Origin of the sequence: Micromonospora sp. LH3U1 (assembly GCF_028475105.1) — a bacterium.
Classification (GTDB): Bacteria; Actinomycetota; Actinomycetes; order Mycobacteriales; family Micromonosporaceae; genus Micromonospora.
This window is the reverse complement of record NZ_CP116936.1, coordinates 4660990-4681295: the sequence shown is the minus strand read 5'-3', so window position 1 is coordinate 4681295 and position 20306 is coordinate 4660990. Positions and strand designations below refer to the sequence as shown.

Sequence of the window (20306 nt, the reverse complement as noted above, 5' to 3'; positions counted from 1 at the left end):
AAACGTCAGCCCTTCCGCCATATAGTGGGACGCGATTTCTCTGGCGAAATTCCGATCCATCGTCGGCCGGCCGTGCGATGGAATGCAGGAGAAATGCTGTGTGCCGTGTGGACAGACGGCGTGCGGAAAACGCCTGCACATACGATCCGAGCTGCCGAAGAATTAATTAGCGATTCGTCGGCACCACACCCAGAGCGCCTGTGGATGCAGGTGAAACGGCAGCAAAGGTGTCCGATCCGCAATGACTCAGGAAACTGTTGCAGCACGTCACCCGATGACTCCCACGCAACGGGGGGTGATGTTCCAGAGCGCCTTCGGGACGACTCGCGGGCTGTTCCACGTGCAGATCGAACTGCTGATCGAGCAGGACCTCGACGTCGACGCGTTCCGCCGGAGCTGGCAGCAGGTCGTGGAACGGCACTCCGCTCTGCGGACGAGCTTCCGGAACCTGCAGGGGCAGACCCCGGAGCAGGTGGTCGACCGGCGGGTGGACGTGCCGCTCGTCGTCGAGGACTGGCGTGAGCTGAGCGCTGACGAGCAGCGGAACCGGTCGGCGTCGTACCGGCAGAAGGACCTGGACCAGGGTTTCCCACTCACCGATCCGACGCTGTGGCGCCTGCATGTCGCGCGCCTGGCCGACGAGCGTTCTCGCCTGATCTGGAGCCTGCACTACATCGTCCTGGACGGAATCAGCCAGTCGATCGTGCTCCGCGAGGTCGCGGAACACTATGGGCATCTGACCGCGGGCACCACCCCGGACCTTCGGCCGGTCACGCCGTACGAGGACTACGTGCGGTGGCTGGGTGATCGGGACCTCGCCGAGGCTGAGCGCTTCTGGCGTACCGATCTGGCGGCGGTGGAGCCGGCCGCGCCCCTGCCGTTCGAACGCAGGGCCCGCGCCGGTGAGGAACCGGCCCCCTCGGCCATGCTCGACATGTACGACCAGGTGAGCCTGGTGCTCAGCGAGGACGAGACGGCACGTCTGACAGCCGTCGGCGAGCGGCACGGGGTCTCGCTCGCCACGCTGCTCCGGGGTGGCTGGGCACTGCTGCTGAGCCGGTACACCGGGTCCGCCGACGTCGTCGCCGGCGCGACCGTCGCCGGGCGTCCGGCCGAGGTACCCGGCGCCGACGGCATGACGGGCCTGTTCATCAACACCCTGCCACTGCGCGTACGGGTTCCGGAGTCCACGCCATGGGGCGAGTGGATGCGCGGCGTGCAGCAGCGGTACGCCGAGATAGAGCAGTACGGCCACAGCCCGCTGCTGATGATCCAGCAGTGGAGCGGGATCGGCCCTGGCAAGGCCCTGTTCGACAGCGTCGTCTCCGTGAACGAGGAGCCCCGGGAGCCCTCTGGGTCGGCGCTGACGATGACCGGGCGGCAGGAGGAGATCCGCGCTCCGTACCCGCTGCATCTCGTCGTCACCCTGGGCGCCGAGACCACGGTCACCCTGCACGTCGACACTGGGCGCTACGACCGTGGCGCCGCCGCAGCGATGGTGGGGCACCTGCGTCGGATCTGCGGCGAGTTGGTGTCCGTGCCGGACGCTCCGGTGGGACGGTTGTCCCCGCTCTCCGAGGACGAACACCACCGGCTCGTGCGCGAGTGGAACGACACTGCGGCGCCGTACTCCGGGCAGTCGTGCATCCACGAACTTTTCGAGCAGCAGGTACGCCGTACGCCGGACGCCACGGCGCTGCTCTTTCAGGACCACGAATGGACGTACGCGGAGATCAACCGGCAGGCCAACCGGCTCGCGCACCACCTCGTGAGCCTCGGCATCGGGCCGGGTTCCTTCGTCGCGGTGCTGATGGAGCGCTCCGCGGAGATGATTCCCGCCCTGCTCGGCATCCTCAAAGCCGGTGGGACCTACGTGCCGATCGAGTCGAACGCCCCGGTCAGACGGTGGCACTGGATCATCGACTCGCTTGGCATCACCTGTGTGCTGACCCAGCACGCGCTGCTCCCCGCGATCGGCACCGCCGACCCGTTGCCCCGGCTCGCGCACCTGGTGTGCCTGGACGAGGCCGACACCGAGAGCCCGGACACGTTGGACGCCGCGCCCTACCAGCTGCACACGCGGGCCGACCTGGAACTCCGGCCGCAGGAAGACCTTCCCGTGCGGGGAACCTCGCAGGACCTGGCGTACGTCATCTTCACCTCCGGCTCGACCGGCACGCCGAAGGGCGTCATGGTCGAGCACCGGCCGGTGATCAACCTGATCGAGTGGGTCAACAGGACCTTCGAGGTCAACGCCGACGACCGCATCCTGTTCATCACGTCGCTCAGCTTCGACCTGTCGGTGTACGACATCTTCGGCATCCTCGCGGCCGGCGGCTCGATCCGCCTGGCCTCCCGCGCCGACATCCAGGAGCCGACCCGGCTGCTGGAGATCCTGTCGACCGAGCGGATCACCTTCTGGGACTCGGCGCCCGCCGCCCTGATGCAGCTCGTGCCGTTCCTGCCTGCGGCCGGAGGCCCGGCGGACAGCGTCGTGTCGACCGCGCTGCGCCTGATCTTCATGAGCGGCGACTGGATCCCGGTCAACTCGCCGGACCTCCTGCGGGCCGCGTTCCCTCGGGTGCAGGTCGTCGGCCTGGGCGGCGCCACCGAGGCCACCGTGTGGTCGAACTTCTTCCCGATCGGCCAGGTCGACCCGGCGTGGACGAGCATCCCGTACGGCAAGCCGATCCAGAACGCCAGGTACTACATTCTCGACGGCAGCCTGCAACCCTGCCCGGTCGACGTGCCCGGTGACCTCTACATCGGCGGCCCGTGCCTGAGCCTCGGCTACGCCGGGGACCCGCAGCTCACCGCCGGCAAGTACATCGCGTCCCCGTGCGACGGCGAGCCGGGCGCACGGATCTACAAGACCGGTGACCGGGCCCGCTGGCGGCCCGACGGCAACATGGAATTCCTGGGCCGGACCGACTCGCAGGTCAAGATCCGGGGCTACCGCATCGAGCTCGGTGAGATCGACGCCGTGCTGAGCCGCCACCCGGCGGTACGGACCGCGGCCACGCTGGTCCGCGACGACCAGCCGGGCGGCGCCTCCCTCGCGTCCTACCTCGTGCTGGATCCACTGGAGGCGCAGGCCGCCGTCCAGGACGACGACCTCTCGCTGCACGACGACCGGCTCGACCACTGGCAGCAGGTCTACGACAGCTTCGACGAGCTGGACACGACGCCCACCGAGGACGGCGCCGACTACTCGGGCTGGACCAGCAGCTACACCGGCCGGCCCATCCCGCTGGCCGAGATGGAGGCGTGGCGGCAGGACACGCTCGACCTGGTACGCGCGTACCGGCCGCAGTCGATTCTCGAGGTGGGCTGCGGCACGGGTCTTCTCCTGGTCCCGCTCGCCCGGGAGTGCCGCAGCTACTGCGGCACGGACTTCTCGTCGACGGTGCTCCAGTCGCTACAGCGCCGCCTGGACGAGGTGCCGCACAACCGGCAGACCGTCACGCTGCTCCAGCGCCCGGCACACGCGCTCGGCGACCTGCCGATCGGCGAGGTCGACACCGTCCTCATCAACTCCGTCATCCAGTACTTCCCCGACGTCCACTACCTGCTGCGCGTCCTGGACGGGGCACTGGACCGGGTCGCCGAGGGCGGCCGCATCATCGTCGGCGACGTGCGGAGCCTGCCGCTGCTGGAGGCGTTCCACGCCAGCGTGGAGCTGAGCCGTGCCGGAGAGCCGGCCCAGCATCGGCACGCCGTCCGGCAGATGGTGCGCCAGCGTGTTCAGCAGGAGAAGGAGCTGACGCTCGATCCAGCGTTCTTTCGGGCCTGGGCAGCCCGCACCGGCCGCGTCAACCGGGTGGAAATCCGGCCGAAGCGCGGACGCCACCACAACGAGCTGACGATGTTCCGGTACCAGGTCGTGCTGCACGTCGGCGAACCCGCGGCACCGGCACCGCCGGCACCGGAGCGGGACTGGCCGGCCAACGGCCTCACGCTCTCCGCGCTACGCGAGATGCTCACCGCCGAACGCCCGGCCCGGTTGCGCCTGCGCGACATTCCCAACCTCCGTGTCGCGGAGGCCACGGCGGCCCTGCGATGGATCAAGGGGGACACCGGCCCGGACACCGTCGGAGAGTGGCGCGCCGGAGCGCCGGACGCCGACGGCGTCGACCCGGAGGATCTGGCGGAGCTAGCCGGCCAGCTCGGCTATCACGCGACGATCGACTGGACCGGTCACGGCGTGGACGGCGCCTACACCGTGCTGCTCACCGACGCGGACGCGGCCGTCGGTCAGGTCAACGAGGAGGAGTTCGTCGACCGGGCCGAGGCCGGCGGTGACGACGACTGGCAGCGCTACGCCGGGCAGCCGCTGCGGGCCGAGGTCGAGGCCCGGTTGATCCCGCGGCTCACGGCGTACCTGCAGGAACGGCTGCCGCACTACATGGTGCCGTCCGAGTTGGCCGTCCTGGACGCCCTGCCGGTCACCGCGAGCGGGAAGCTCGACCGCAAGGCACTTCCGCTGGCGGGTACCGCACGGGCGGCCGGGTCCGCCGGTCACCTGCCCGCCCGTAACACCACCGAGGCCCTGCTGGTGTCGATCTACGAGCAGGTCATGGCGCGCGCCCCGATCGGGGTCCACGACGACTTCTTCGCCCTGGGCGGTCACTCGCTGCTGGCCGTGCAACTGGCGGCACGTGTCCGGCAGGTGTTCGACATCGAACTCCCGGTGCACAGCTTCTTCGACCTGACCACCATCGCGCGCCTCGCCCCCGAGTTGCAGCGACTGCAGGACGAGCGGCAGCCCCTGCGGTTGCCACCGCTGACCCCTGCAGCGGGCGGCGCACCGTCGCCGGCCAGCTTCGAGCAGCAGCGGCTGTTCTTCCTGGATCGGCTGCACCCGGACAGCAACTTCTACACCGTCAACTGGCTGATCCCGTGGCCGGCGACCATACCCGGCGATGTCATCAGGTCCGGTCTGCACGAGATGCTGCGCCGTCACCAGACCCTGCGGACGACCTTCCGGGAACACGACGGACAGGTGTTGCAGGTCGTCGCCGAGCAGTGGGACCTCGACCTGCCGGTCGTCGACCTGTCCGTAGTGGATGCCGACGAGCGGGAACGGCAGGCCCAGGAGGTGATCCGGCAGTGGTGGGCGGAGCCGTTCGACCTGGAGTCCGGCCCGCTCCTGCGGACGATGCTGGTGGTCCTCTCGGAGACCGAGCAGATCCTGGCCTTCGGTGCACACCACGCCGTCTTCGACGGGTACTCAATCGGGCTGTTCGGCCGGGACTTCCTCCAGATCTGCCAGGCGCTGGCCGACGACGTCCCCGCGGGCCTGCCCGAACTGCCGGTCCAGTACGCGGACTACGCCGCCTGGCAGCGGCACTGGCTGGACGAGGACTGGCTGACCTTCCACCTCGACTACTGGCGCGAGCAACTGTCCGACGCACCCGAACAGCTCAGCCTGCCCACCGACTTCCCACGGCCGGAGGTGCAGCGCTACCAGGGGGCTTTCCTGCGGCGTCAGCTATCCGCCGACCTGACCGGTGAGGTCCGGCGGATCAGCGGTGACACCCAGGTGACCAACTACATCACCATGCTGGCCGGCGTCGCCGTGCTGCTGTCCCGCTACTCCGGGCAGGACGTGGTGGTGATCGGCGCCCCGATCGCGAACCGCCATCGGGTGGAGCTGGAGCCGATGATCGGCTTCCTGGTCAACACCGTGGCGCTGCGTGTCGATCTGCGGGACAACCCCACCTTCACCGAGGTGATGCTGCAGATCCGCCGGCAGCTGTTCGGCGCGCAGAGCCATCAGGAGGTGCCGTTCGACCGGGTGGTCGAGGCGCTGCGCCCGGAGCGCGCCCTCAGCCACAACCCGATCTTCCAGGTGATGGTGGCCGACGAGAGCCTGCCGCTGCTGGAGCACCTCCCCGAAGCGGTCCAGGTGAAGCCGTGGATGCGTCAGATGGTCGAGGAGGGCATGAGCCTGCGGGTGGCCCGCTTCGATCTGGTGCTGATGATCCAGGAGGACGACGCGGGGCTCCGGCTGGGCTTCGAGTACAGCACCGACCTGTTCGCGGAGCACACCGTCGAGCGCATGGCCGACCACTTCCAGGTGCTGCTGGAGTCGGCGACGGCCAGGCCGCAGGAGCGGGTCAAGAGCCTCTCGATGTTGCCGGGGGTGGAGCGGGATCGGTTGGTGGGGGAGTGGAGCCGGTCGGTTTCAGTGCCGGGGTTTTCTGGTTTTTGGCATGAGTTGGTGGGGGTGCGGGCCGAGCGGGTTGCGGATGCGGTCGCGGTGGTGCAGGGGGATCGGCAGCTGAGTTATGGCGAGTTGGATCGGCGTGCGAATCAGCTTGCGGTGTTTTTGCAGTCGCGGGGTGTGGGTCCGGATGTTCTGGTGGGTTTGCATGTGCGGCGGTCGTTGGAGGTGATTGTTGCGATCCTGGCGGTGAATAAGGCTGGTGGTGCTTATGTTCCGTTGGATCCGAGTCATCCGGCTGATCGGCTTGCGTTGTTGGTGGAGGATGCGGGGTTGCGTCTGGTCCTGACTGATGATGTGAGTGGTGCTGGTTTTGGGGTGGAGACGGTGGTGGTGGACACCGTGGTGGGTGAGGGGCCTTGTGATGCTCCGGTTAGTGGTTTGAGTCCGGATAATTTGGCTTACATTATTTACACCTCGGGTTCGACGGGTCGGCCCAAGGGTGTGATGGTTGCGCACCGGAATTTGCATCACGTCATGCCGTGGCAGCAGCAGCAGGCTGGTGTTGCTCGTGCTCAGCGGGTTTTGCAGGTGGCTTCCTACAGCTTCGACTTTTCGGTGTGGGAGATCATTACTCCGTTGTTGGCTGGTGGGACTGTGCATATTCCTGCTCCAGGTGTGCACATGATTGGTCCGGATCTGCATGAGGCGTTGTTGACTCATGCGATCGAGAATTTGAATTTCACTCCGGGTGCGTTGGCGACGCTGCCGGTGGAGCCGCCGTTGCCTCATTTGAAGACGCTGCTTGTCGGTGGTGAGGCTTACAGTCCTGATCTGGTGCGGGCGTGGGCGCCGGGGCGAACGTTCTACAACGTGTACGGGCCGACCGAGACGACGATTTTCGCTACTGGTACTCAGGTCACTGAGCGGCTGACGACGTTGCATATGGGGCGGCCGATCACCAATGTTGAGCTTTACGTTCTGGATACCAATCTGCAGCCTGTGCCTACTGGTGTTCCGGGGCAGCTCTACATTGGTGGTGCGGGTCTGACTCGTGGTTATCTGAACCGGCCTGATCTGACCGCTGAGGTGTTCATCGCTGATCCGTTCGGGACGCCGGGTGGGCGGCTCTACCGCAGTGGTGACCTGGTCCGTTATCTGCCCGACGGCAGTATCGAGTTCATTGGTCGTGCTGATCATCAGGTGAAGATCCGTGGGTTCCGGATCGAACTCGGCGAGATCGAGAACACCCTGTTGCAACACCGCGACGTCACCACCTGCGCCGTGCTGGTCCTACCCGACGGCGCCAGCCAACGACTCGTCGCCTATCTGGAGCTGACGGGGTCCTCGACGATCGCCGACCTGCAGAAATTCCTGGGCGAGCGGCTGCCCGGCTACATGGTGCCCGGCGTGTTCGCGGTGCTGGACAGCCTGCCGTTGAACGTGAACGGGAAGGTGGATCGGCGGGCGTTGGCGGGGTTGCCGCTGGATGTGGGTGTGGGTGCCGCGAAGGCTGAGTATGTCGCGGGTCGTAGCGATGTTGAGCGGTTGCTTGCGGAGATTTGGGAGTCGGTGCTCGGCGCGAGTGGGCCGGTGAGTGTTCACGACAATTTCTTCGCTCTCGGTGGTGATTCGATCCTCAGTCTGCAGGTGATTTTCCGGGCCAAGCAGGTGGGGTTGCATCTGACGGTGAAGCAGTTGTTCCAGTATCAGAGCATCGCCGAGTTGGCGCCGGTGGTGACTCGTCATGACAGTACGAGGGTCATCGCTGAGCAGGGCCTGGTGACTGGGCCTACCGAGTTGACTCCGATTCAGCGTTGGTTCTTCGCGCAGGATCTGGCTCAGCCGCACCACTTCAACCAGGCGTTGTTGGTGCCGGTCCCGGCCGGTCTGCCGGTGGTGCGGTGGCAGCGGGTGTTTGAGCAGTTGGTGGAGCACCACGATGGTTTGCGTGCCTTCTTCCCCGACGGGGAGCACGCGGAGATCGCCGCTGCCGTGCCGACTGTGGTGGACGTCTACGACCTTGGCGCGGGTGGATCGGACCTGGCTGGCATCGCCGAGGAGGTCCAGACCAGTTTCGATCTCACTCGGGCGCCGCTGTTCAAAGCCGTTCTGATCACCGGTCTCGACGACGGTCCCGACCGGTTGTTGCTCGTGGCCCATCACCTTGTCATCGACGTCGTGTCCTGGCGGATCCTTCTGGAGGATCTCACCGCTCTGGCCACCGGGGCTTCTCTTGCGGCCAAGACGACGTCCTGGCAGCACTGGGCCCGGCACCTGCGGGCGGAAGCCGACTCGGAGACCACCCGTAGTGAGTTGCCCTACTGGGTGGAGCAGGTCGCGCCCACCGCGCCGTTGCCCGTCGATCTCGACGGCGCGTCGAACACCGTCGGCGGTAGCCGCACCCACCACAGCACCCTCGGCGGCGAGGACACCCGCGCGTTGCTGCATGACCTACCGGCCATCTTCCAGACCCGCATCAACGACGCTCTGCTGGCCGCCCTCACGACCGCGCTCACCGCGTGGACCGGCGGCAGTCACGTCCGTATCGACCTCGAGGGCCACGGCCGCGAGGACCTGCACCCCGACATCGACCTCACCCGCACCATCGGCTGGTTCACCACGATCAGCCCACTACGGCTACCCGCGCCCGCCGGGACGCCTGCCGACCACCTGAAGAGCGTCAAGGAACATCTGCATCGTCGCCCCCGCAACGGCATTGGCTACGGACTGCTCGCCCTCGCCGGCGACGCCGCGCAGATCAGCTTCAACCACCTGGGGACGTTCGACGGGCAGAGCAGTTTCGCCGCGGCGTACGAGGCGGTCGGTGCGGACATCGGCGCGGACAACCGCCGGGCGTACCGAATCGATGTGGTCAGCCGGATCCAGGACGGCGAGCTGCGGACGGAGTGGACCTACGACGCCGCGATGTTCAGGCCGGAGACGATCGAGCGGGTCGCGCGGGACATGATGGACGCCCTGCGCGGCCTCGTCGAGGACGCCCGCCGCGACGACGTCAGCAACTACAGCCCGTCCGACCTGCCGGCCAGTGGCCTTTCCCAGAGCGAGATCGACGCGCTACGCGAACACCCGGCCTGGCACGACAGCGACCTTGCCCGACCCCTGGAGGACTGCTACCCGCAGACCCCGCTGCAACAGGGCCTCTGGTTCCAGAGCCAGTACGCCCAGGGACAGGGCCTCTACCACGTACAGCTGATGCACGAGATCGATCAGGATCTCGACAAGGAGCTGTTCCGGCAGAGCTGGGCCGAGGTCATGCGCCGCCACCCCATCCTGCGCACCAGCTTCTGGTCCATTCCCGACCACGACCCCCTGCAACTCGTCTGGCAGCACGTGCCCGTACCCCTCACCGAACAGGACTGGCGCACCGGAACCGCCGAGGACCAGCAGCAACTCCTCGCCGACCACCTCCAGCGCGACCGCATCCGCGGCTTCGACCCGCACGAGAACCCGCAGTGGCGCATCCTGCTCGCCCGCACCGGCGAACACCGCCACCAACTCGTGCTGAGCATGCACCACGCCATCCTCGACGGCTGGAGTTACGCCCTGCTGCTCGCCGAGGTGGTGAAGGTCTACGACGCGCTCGTCCACCATCGCCGTCCGGACCTGCACCCGGTTCGCCCCTACCGCGACTACGTCACCTGGTTCGCCGACCAGGACATGGCACAGGCGGAGCGGTACTGGCGCGAGGTGCTGGACGGTGTCGAGGAGGCCGCCCCGCTGGGCATCGAACGTCGCGGGGCTGTCGCGGCGGCCGGGGTGCCGGGGTCGAGCCACGCAGAGGTGGACCGGCTGCTCGGCAGAGCGGAGAGCGACCGCCTTCAGGAGCTCGCCCACCACCACCGGATCACCCTCAACACCATCTTTCAGGGTTGCTGGGCGCTGATGCTCAGCCGGTACGAGGACACCGACGACGTGGTCTTCGGTGTGGTGGTCTCCGGCCGCCCCACCGAGCTTGCCGGCGCCGAGCACATGACCGGCCTGTTCATCAACACGCTGCCGCTGCGGGTGCGCCTGCCCGGTGCGATGCCGTGGAGCGAGTGGATGCGTGGTCTGCAGGAGCAGAACCTCCAGATGCGTCAGTACGAGTACAGCCCGCTGGAACGGGTGCAGCGCTGGAGCGGCCTCCCGTCCGTGGCCCCGCTGTTCAACACCCTGTGCGTGTTCGAGAACTACCCGGTGGAACAGGTGCCCGATGTGGCGCTGCGGCTCAGCAAGCCCCGTTCCGAGGAGCGCATCCACTACCCACTGGGTGTCGTGGCCACGCTTGAGGACGGGCAGGTGCACATCACCGCGCAGTACGACCCGCGGCGCTTCGACCGCGAGACGGTCGAGCGCCTGCTCTCCCACCTGGAGCATCTGTACGCCCAGGTGGCCGCCTCGCCGGAGGCGCCGCTGGCCCAGTTCTCCCTGCTCACCGAGCAGGAGCAGCGCCAGGTTCTGCACTGGGACCAGTCCGACGACCAGGAACTGCTCGCACAGCTAGTCGCCGAGATCCAGGAGTTGCCCGCGGGCGAGCTCCTGGCACAGATCAAGGCCTCCACGCCGGCCGCAGAGAAGAGTGAGACCGATGGCTGATCGCCTTCCTGAGCAACTGTCGCAGCTCTCTCCGGAGCAACGGAAACTGCTGCTCCTGCGCCTGCAGCAGCGCAAGCAGGAAGCGGAGCGACCCGCCTGCTTCCACGAACTCTTCGAGGAACAGGCGCGCGCAGTCCCGGACCGGGTCGCGCTGGTCGCCGGGGACGCGCAGATGAGCTACGCCGATCTCGACCGCTGGTCGAACCGCCTGGCGCACCTGCTGCGGGCGAACGGTGTCGGCCCCGAGACGCTGGTTGGACTGTGCGTGCCGCGGTCGGTGGAGATGGTCGTCGGTCTCCTCGCGATCCTCAAGGCGGGCGGCGCCTATGTTCCACTCGATTCGACCTACCCGCGTGAACGCTTGGCCTACATGGCCGCGGATGCCCGCCTGCGGGTGCTGCTGACCGAGCAGTCCGTGATGGGCCTGCTGCCCGACTGCGACGCCATGGTGCTCGACCTGGAAACCCTGTGGCCGAAGCTCGCCGAGTTCCCCGACGACTCGCCCGGGGCCGGCGTGAGCCCGGACAACCTGGCCTATGTCATCTACACCTCCGGCTCCACCGGGCAGCCCAAGGGTGTGCAGGTCCCGCACCGGGGCATCCGCTACCTCGTCGAGTGGCAGCGGGAGAACTACGGCCGGGACGACCCGCAGCGGGTCCTGCAGAGCACGTCGCTGAGCTTCGACATCTCCGTCTGGGAGATCTCCACCGCGTTGTTGTCCGGCGGCACTCTCGTCCTGCCGCCGGCCGACCTGCGCATGATCGGAACGGATCTCGCCGATTTCCTGGTGGCGCAGGCCGTCCAGAACATCGGCATCACGCCCTCGGCGCTGGCCACGCTCCCGCCGGCGCATCTGCCCGCGCTGCGCAACATTGGCGTCGGCGGCGAGGCCTGCCCCCTGGACCTGGTGCGGGTCTGGGCAGGTGACCGCGGATTCTTCAACGGTTACGGCCCCACGGAGACGACGGTTGCCGTCTCCCTCGCCCGGTGCACGGCGGACCAGGAACTAGTCCACATCGGCCGGGCCATCCCCGGCGCCCAGCTCTATGTCCTCGACTCCCGGCTGCAGCCGGTGCCGGTCGGTGTCCCCGGTGAGCTGTGCGTGGGCGGGCAGGGGGTGACCCGCGGCTATCTGGGCCGGTCCGACCTGACCGCCGAGGCGTTCGTCGCGGATCCGTTCGGGCAGCCGGGCGGGCGTCTCTACCGCACCGGTGACCGTGTCCGGCGCCTGAACGACGGCACGATCGAGTTCCTGGGGCGGATCGACGCGCAGGTGAAGATCCGCGGGTTCCGGGTGGAGTTGGGCGAGATCGAGAATGCTCTGACCCGACACCCCGATGTACGCGCCGCCGCTGTGCTGCTGCACGAGGAGGAGGGCGTCAAACGACTGGTCGCGTACGTTGTCGCCGGCGAGCCGGTGGACCCGGAGGCGTTGCAGCTGTTCCTGGGTGAAGGGCTGCCCGGCTACATGGTGCCGAGCGTCTTCGTGCCCATCGACCTCCTGCCGCTGGACGTGAACGGGAAGGTGGATCGGCGGGCGTTGGCGGGGTTGCCGCTGGATGTGGGTGTGAGTGCCGCGAAGGCTGAGTATGTCGCGGGTCGTAGCGATGTTGAGCGGTTGCTTGCGGAGATTTGGGAGTCGGTTCTCGGCGCGAGTGGGCCGGTGAGTGTGCACGACAATTTCTTCGCTCTCGGTGGTGATTCGATCCTCAGTCTGCAGGTGATTTTCCGGGCCAAGCAGGTGGGGTTGCATCTGACGGTGAAGCAGTTGTTCCAGCATCAGAGCATCGCCGAGTTGGCGCCGGTCGTGACTCGTCATGACAGTACGAGGGTCATCGCTGAGCAGGGCCTGGTGACTGGGCCTACCGAGTTGACTCCGATTCAGCGTTGGTTCTTCGCGCAGGATCTGGCCCAGCCGCACCACTTCAACCAGGCGTTGTTGGTGCCGGCCCCGGCTCGTCTGCCGGTGGTGCGGTGGCAGCGGGTGTTTGAGCAGTTGGTGGAGCACCACGATGGTTTGCGTGCCTTCTTCCCCGACGGGGAGCACGCGGAGATCGCCGCTGCCGTGCCGACTGTGGTGGACGTCTACGACCTTGCCGCGGGTGGATCGGACCTCGCTGGCATCGCCGAGGAGGTCCAGACCAGTTTCGATCTCACTCGGGCGCCGCTGTTCAAAGCCGTTCTGATCACCGGTCTCGACGACGGTCCCGACCGGTTGTTGCTCGTGGCCCATCACCTTGTCATCGACGTCGTGTCCTGGCGGATCCTTCTGGAGGATCTGACCGCTCTGGCCACCGGGGCTTCTCTTGCGGCCAAGACGACGTCCTGGCAGCACTGGGCCCGGCACCTGCGGGCGGAAGCCGACTCGGAGACCACCCGTAGTGAGTTGCCCTACTGGGTGGAGCAGGTCGCGCCCACCGCGCCGTTGCCCGTCGATCTCGACGGCGCGTCGAACACCGTCGGCGGTAGCCGCACCCACCACAGCACCCTCGGCGGCGAGGACACCCGCGCGTTGCTGCATGACCTACCGGCCATCTTCCAGACCCGCATCAACGACGCTCTGCTGGCCGCCCTCACGACCGCGCTCACCGCGTGGACCGGCGGCAGTCACGTCCGTATCGACCTCGAGGGCCACGGCCGCGAGGACCTGCACCCCGACATCGACCTCACCCGCACCATCGGCTGGTTCACCACGATCAGCCCACTACGGCTACCCGCCGGCGATGTGAGAACCACCAAGGAGCACCTGCGTCAGCGGCCCCGCAACGGCATCGGCTACGGACTGCTCGCCCGCGCGCACCCCGCCCTCACCGCCAACCCCGCCCAGATCAGCTTCAACCACCTGGGCGAGGTGCACGAGACGCTGGCCGGAGCGGAGGCCACCGGCGCCGACGTGGGGCCGGAAAACGAGCGGCGCTATCTGATCGACGTCGTGAGCCGGATCCAGGACGGCGAGCTGCGGCTGCAGTGGACGTACCACGAGGGTCTGCACCGGCCGGAGACGATCGAGCGAATCGCGCGGGACATGATGGAGGCCCTGCGCGGCCTCGTCGAGGACGCCCGCCGCGACGACGTCAGCAACTACAGCCCGTCCGACCTGCCGGCCAGTGGCCTCTCGCAGAGCGAGATCGACGGGCTACGCGAACACCCGGCCTGGCGCGACAGCGGCCTGGCCCGCCCGCTCGAGGACGTCTATCCCCAGACCCCCCTGCAACAGGGCCTCCGGTTTCAGAGCCAGTACGCCCAGGGGCAGGGCCTCTACCACGTGCAGGTCGTCCTGGGGATCGATCAGGATCTCGACGGCGAGCTGTTCCGGCAGAGCTGGGCCGAGGTCATGCGCCGCCACCCCATCCTGCGCACCAGCTTCTGGTCCATTCCCGACCACGACCCCCTGCAACTCGTCTGGCAGCACGTGCCCGTACCCCTCACCGAACAGGACTGGCGCACCGGAACCGCCGAGGACCAGCAGCAACGCCTCGCCGACCACCTCCAGCGCGACCGCATCCGCGGCTTCGACCCGCACGAGAACCCGCAGTGGCGCATCCTGCTCGCCCGCACCGGCGAACACCGCCACCAACTCGTGCTGAGCGCGCATCACACGATCCTCGACGGCTGGAGCAACAGCCTGCTGCTCGCCGAGGTCGTGGAGTGCTACGACGCGCTCGTCCACGACCGCCGGCCGGACCTGCACCCGGTTCGTCCCTACCGCGACTATGTCTCCTGGCTGAAGGAACAGGACATGGCCGAGGCCGAACGGTACTGGAGCGACGTCCTGGAGGGCGTCGAGCAGGCCACCGCGCTCAGCGTCGAGAGGAAGCCGGAACCCCGGCCGGAGGGCGCCCCCGCGGAGATCGTCACCGAGATGGTCACCGTGTCGCTGGACGAGGACGAGTCCGCCGCGTTGCAGGTGATGGCGCAGCAACATCATCTGACCCTGAACACCGTCCTGCAGAGCTGCTGGGCGCTGCTGCTCAGCCGGTACAGCCGCAACGACGACGTGGTGTTCGGCACCGTCGTGTCCGGTCGCCCGCCGGAGTTCGAGGGCGCCGAACGGATGGTGGGCCTGTTCATCAACACGCTGCCGGTCCGCGTACGGGTGCCCGGCGGGGCCCGCTGGCTCGACTGGTGCCGGGAACTGCAGGAGCAGAACACCCAGACCCGGCAGTACGAGTACAGCCCGCTGCTGCAGGTGCAGAAGTGGAGCGAGATCGCGGCCGACGGCCAGCTCTTCGAGACGCTCTTCGTCTTCGAGAACTATCCGATCGAGTCGCGTCCGGACAGCGCGCTGAGCTTCAACGTGGTGGACGCGGAGGAGCGCACCCACTTCCCGCTCAACGTGGTGATCAACCCGGGGAAGCAACTCGGCATCAGCATCCTGTACGACTCGCAGCGCTTCGACCGCGCGGTCGTGGAGGGCATGCTCGCGCACATCCGGCGGCTCTGCCACTCGGTGGTCAACGCGCCGCAGGAGCAGATCGCTGTCCTCTCCATGTTGCCGGGGGTGGAGCGGGATCGGTTGGTGGGGGAGTGGAGCCGGTCGGTTTCAGTGCCGGGGTTTTCTGGTTTTTGGCATGAGTTGGTGGGGGTGCGGGCCCGGCGGGTTGCGGATGCGGTCGCGGTGGTGCAGGGGGATCGGCAGCTGAGTTATGGCGAGTTGGATCGGCGTGCGAATCAGCTTGCGGTGTTTTTGCAGTCGCGGGGTGTGGGTCCGGATGTTCTGGTGGGTTTGCATGTGCGGCGGTCGTTGGAGGTGATTGTTGCGATCCTGGCGGTGAATAAGGCTGGTGGTGCTTATGTTCCGTTGGATCCGAGTCATCCGGCTGATCGGCTTGCGTTGTTGGTGGAGGATGCGGGGTTGCGTCTGGTCCTGACTGATGATGTGAGTGGTGCTGGTTTTGGGGTGGAGACGGTGGTGGTGGACACCGTGGTGGGTGAGGGGCCTTGTGATGCTCCGGTTAGTGGTTTGAGTCCGGATAATTTGGCTTACATTATTTACACCTCGGGTTCGACGGGTCGGCCCAAGGGTGTGATGGTTGCGCACCGGAATTTGCATCACGTCATGCCGTGGCAGCAGCAGCAGGCTGGTGTTGCTCGTGCTCAGCGGGTTTTGCAGGTGGCTTCCTACAGCTTCGACTTTTCGGTGTGGGAGATCATTACTCCGTTGTTGGCTGGTGGGACTGTGCATATTCCTGCTCCAGGTGTGCACATGATTGGCCCGGATCTGCATGAGGCGTTGTTGACTCATGCGATCGAGAATTTGAATTTCACTCCGGGTGCGTTGGCGACGCTGCCGGTGGAGCCGCCGTTGCCTCATTTGAAGACGCTGCTCGTCGGTGGTGAGGCTTACAGTCCTGATCTGGTGCGGGCGTGGGCGCCGGGGCGAACGTTCTACAACGTGTACGGGCCGACCGAGACGACGGTTTTCGCTACTGGTACTCAGGTCACTGAGCGGCTGACGACGTTGCATATGGGGCGGCCGATCACCAATGTTGAGCTTTACGTTCTGGATACCAATCTGCAGCCTGTGCCTACTGGTGTTCCGGGGCAGCTCTACATTGGTGGTGCGGGTCTGACTCGTGGTTATCTGAACCGGCCTGATCTGACCGCTGAGGTGTTCATCGCTGATCCGTTCGGGACGCCGGGTGGGCGGCTCTACCGCAGTGGTGACCTGGTCCGTTATCTGCCCGACGGCAGTATCGAGTTCATCGGTCGTGCTGATCATCAGGTGAAGATCCGTGGGTTCCGGATCGAACTCGGCGAGATCGAGAACACCCTGTTGCAACACCGTGACGTCACCACCTGCGCCGTGCTGGTCCTACCCGACGGCGCCAGCCAACGACTCGTCGCCTATGCGAGCCCGGTGGCGGGCGCGCTCCTCAAGGCTGACGAGGTACGGGCCTACCTCGCGGACAAGCTGCCCGCGCACATGATCCCGTCGGCGTTCGTCTTCCTGGACGAGTTGCCGCTCAACCGCAACGGGAAGCTGAACCGCGCCGCACTGCCGATGCCGGAGGAGGTGTCGGCGGGGCCGGTGGCGGAGGGCGCGCTGCCCCGGACAAAGACCGAGGCCCTGCTGGTGCAGATCTTCGAGCAGGTCCTGGGGCGTACACCCGTGGGCATCTTCGACAACTTCTTCGCCCTGGGCGGCCACTCGTTGCTCGCGGTGCAGGTGATCGCCCGCATCCGCCACACCTTCGGGATCGAGATGCCGGTTCGGGTGGTCTTCGCCCAGCCGACGATCGCCCGGGTGGCGGCCGAACTGGAACGGCTGCGGGAGAGCCGGCAGGCGAACCCGGCCGCACCGCTGGTGCCGGTGCCGCGTGACGAGTGGATGCCGACCACCTTCGACCAGCAGAGGCTCTGGTTCATGGACCGGCTCAACCCGGGCAGCGCCTTCTACACAGTGGGCTGGCTGCTCCACTGGCCGCAGTCCCTGGACACGGAGACCCTCCGCTCGGCTCTGCGTGAGCTGATCATGCGGCACGAGACGCTGCGTACGACGTTCCGGCTGCACGACAGTCGGGTCTGGCAGGTGATCGGCGACGAGGCGGCAGTCGAGCTGGCCGAGGCCGAGGCATCGGGCGAGGAAGGTCCCCGGGAGGCGGTGCAGCGGCTCGGCCTCGACTGGTGGGGCCAGCCGCTCGACCTGGCCGAGGGTCCGCTGCTGCGCGTCCTGGCCGTCCGCCTCACCGCGACCGAATCGGTCCTGGTGTTCAGCGCCCACCACACCGTGGTCGACGGGTACTCGATCCGGCTGTTCAACCGTGAGTTGCGGCAGCTCTACCAGGCCGCCGCGACCGGCGAGCCGGCGCAGCTGCCGGAGCTGCCCGTCCAGTACGCGGACTACGCGGCCTGGCAGCAGCAGTGGCTCCAGGAGGAGCGGCTGCGTCCGCACCTGGACTACTGGAAGGAGCAGCTGGCCGACGCCCCGACGCTGATCAACCTGCCGCTCGACCGACCGCGGCCGGCGGTGCAGCAGTTCCGTGGCGCCACCCACTCCGGGTCGTTGTCCGACGTGGTGAGCCACCAGGTACGGCAGGTCAGCGTCGACAACCAGACGACCGAGTTCATCACGGTGCTCAGCGCTTTCGCGGTGCTGTTGTCCCGGTACAGCGGGCAGGACAAGGTCGTCATCGGTGTGCCCGTCGCAAGCCGGAACCGGATCGAAACCGAGCCGCTGATCGGCTTCCTGGTCAACACGGTGGCCCTGTGCGTGGACTTCACCAGTGAGCCGACGTTCGCCGAGGTCCTGGACCAGATCCGGTGGAAGCTGCTGGATGCGCAGAGCCATCAGGAGATCCCGTTCGAGAAGATCGTCGAGGAACTCAAGCCCGAGCGCAGCGCCAGCCACAACCCTGTCTTCCAGGTGATGTTCACCGGCCTGGACAAGATCTTCAAGGAGTTGTCCGACGAACCGGCGGAGCCCGCCTGGCTTCGGGAAATCACCAACGAGGGCGTGGGCGTCGCCAAGTTCGACGTGGGGCTGAGCCTGCAGGAGACGGCCGGGGAACTGCGGTACACCTTCGAGTACAGCACCGACCTGTTCGAGGCTCGCACGATCGCCGCCATGGCCCAGCACTTCGAGAACCTGATCGGTCAGGCGCTGACGGCACCGGACGCTCCCGTGTCCGGCCTGGCGCTGCTCGGTGCGGAGGAACGCCACCAGCGGCTGGAGCTGTGGAACGACACCGGGCGCGACGACCTGCTGCGCCCGGCGACGCTGACCGAACTCTTCCAGGAGCAGGTCCGACGGACCCCGGACCGCATCGCCCTGACGTACGAGGACGGCCAGCTCAGCTACGCCGAGCTGGACCGGCGCGCCAACCAGCTCGCCAACGCGCTGCGCCGCGCCGGGGTTGGCCCCGAGTCGCGGGTCGGCATCTGCGCCGAGCGCTCCCTTGAGATGGTCATCGGCCTGTACGGCATCCTCAAGGCCGGTGGGGCGTACGTCCCGCTCGACCCGGACCACCCGGCCGAGCGGCTCGCGTTCATGACACGGGACGCCGAGGTGCAGGCCGTCCTGGTGCAGCCGCGCACCCGCGAGGTCGTCGAGGCCGCCGACCTGTCCGGGGTGCCGATCCTCGACCTCTCCGGCAACGGCGCCACCTGGATGCGGGAGAGCACCGAACCGCCGGCCGTCCACGTGCACCCGGACCACCTGGCGTACGTCATCTTCACCTCGGGCTCGACCGGGAAGCCGAAGGGCGCCATGCTGTCGCACCGCGGCATCAGCAACCGCCTGCTGTGGATGCAGGACGCCTACCGGTTGGGCGACCACGACCGGGTTCTGCAGAAGACGCCGTACAGCTTCGACGTCTCGGTGTGGGAGTTCTTCTGGCCTCTCGTCGTCGGCGCCCAGCTGCACGTCGCACTGCCCGGCGGGCACCGTGACCCGGGCTACCTGGCCGAGACGATCGAGCGGCAGGGCATCACGGTGCTGCACTTCGTCCCGTCGATGCTCCAGGCGTTCCTCGACCACCCGTCGGCGGCCGGCAGCTGCCGCACCCTCGAGCACGTGGTCTGCAGCGGTGAGGCTCTTCCGCTGGAACTGCAGGACCGCTTCCTGGGCCTGGTGCCCGGCGTCCGCCTGCACAATCTGTACGGGCCGACCGAGGCGTCGGTAGACGTGAGCTACTGGGAGTGCCACCGGGTCGAGGGTGCCACCACGGTGCCGATCGGCCGGCCGGTCGCCAACACCCAGCTCTACGTCCTCAACTCGGCGATGGTTCCGGTGCCCGGCGGTGTGATCGGGGAGCTCTTCATCGGCGGTGTGCAGCTCGCCCGCGGCTACCTCGGCCGCCCGGACCTGACCGCGGAACGCTTCGTGGCCAACCCGTTCGGGCCGGGCCGGCTCTATGCCACCGGTGACCTCGCCCGTTACCGCGAGGACGGTGCCATCGAGTACGCCGGGCGTAAGGACAACCAGATCAAGATCCGGGGGCACCGGATCGAGGTCGGCGAGATCGAAGCCGTCCTGGCGCAGCATCCCGCACTGCAGGCCTGCCTGATCACGGTCTACGAGGCGAGCGCGACCGACAAACGACTCGTGGCCTTCCACACCACCGTGGATGGCCGGACGGTCGCCGTCGAGGAGCTGCGTGACCACCTGAGCGAGCAACTCCCCGAGTACATGATCCCGGCGCACTTCGTGGCGCTGGAGGAGTTCCCGCTGTCCGCCAATGGCAAGGTCGACCGCAAGGCCCTGCCGTCACTCGCCGACATCGTCCGCGAGGCGCAGCAGCGGGAGATCTTCGTGGCGCCGCGCACCGGCACCGAGCAGGACCTGGCGGCGATCTGGACGAGGCTGCTGAACGTCGACCGGGTCGGCGTCGATGACGACTTCTTCTCCCTGGGCGGCCACTCGTTGCTGGTGGCGTCCCTGGCCACCGAGGTCCAGGCCGTCTGGGACGTGTCGCTGATGCTCCCGATGGTCTTCCAGAACCGGACCCTCGGCGCCCTCGCCCGGGTCATCGACGAGAGCCTGGCCGACCCGGAGGGCGAGGAACTGGATGCGGATGAGCTGTTCCTGCTGCCCTGACCC

At 67.4% G+C, this 20306-nt stretch carries 2 protein-coding genes; both read left to right on the top strand.

Translation table 11 applies throughout. The features are described from left to right. Positions 1 to 274: 274 nt before the first annotated feature. Positions 275 to 10765 carry a non-ribosomal peptide synthetase gene (locus PCA76_RS21300; protein WP_272612246.1) on the top strand — a complete coding sequence of 3497 codons (10491 nt, stop codon included), beginning with the start codon at positions 275 to 277 and terminating at the stop codon, positions 10763 to 10765. Further along, positions 10758 to 20303, top strand: coding sequence for a non-ribosomal peptide synthetase (locus tag PCA76_RS21295; protein ID WP_272612245.1), 9546 nt, complete (start codon positions 10758 to 10760; stop codon positions 20301 to 20303). Before PCA76_RS21300 ends, PCA76_RS21295 begins: the two co-directional genes overlap by 8 nt. Positions 20304 to 20306: the final 3 nt, after the last annotated feature.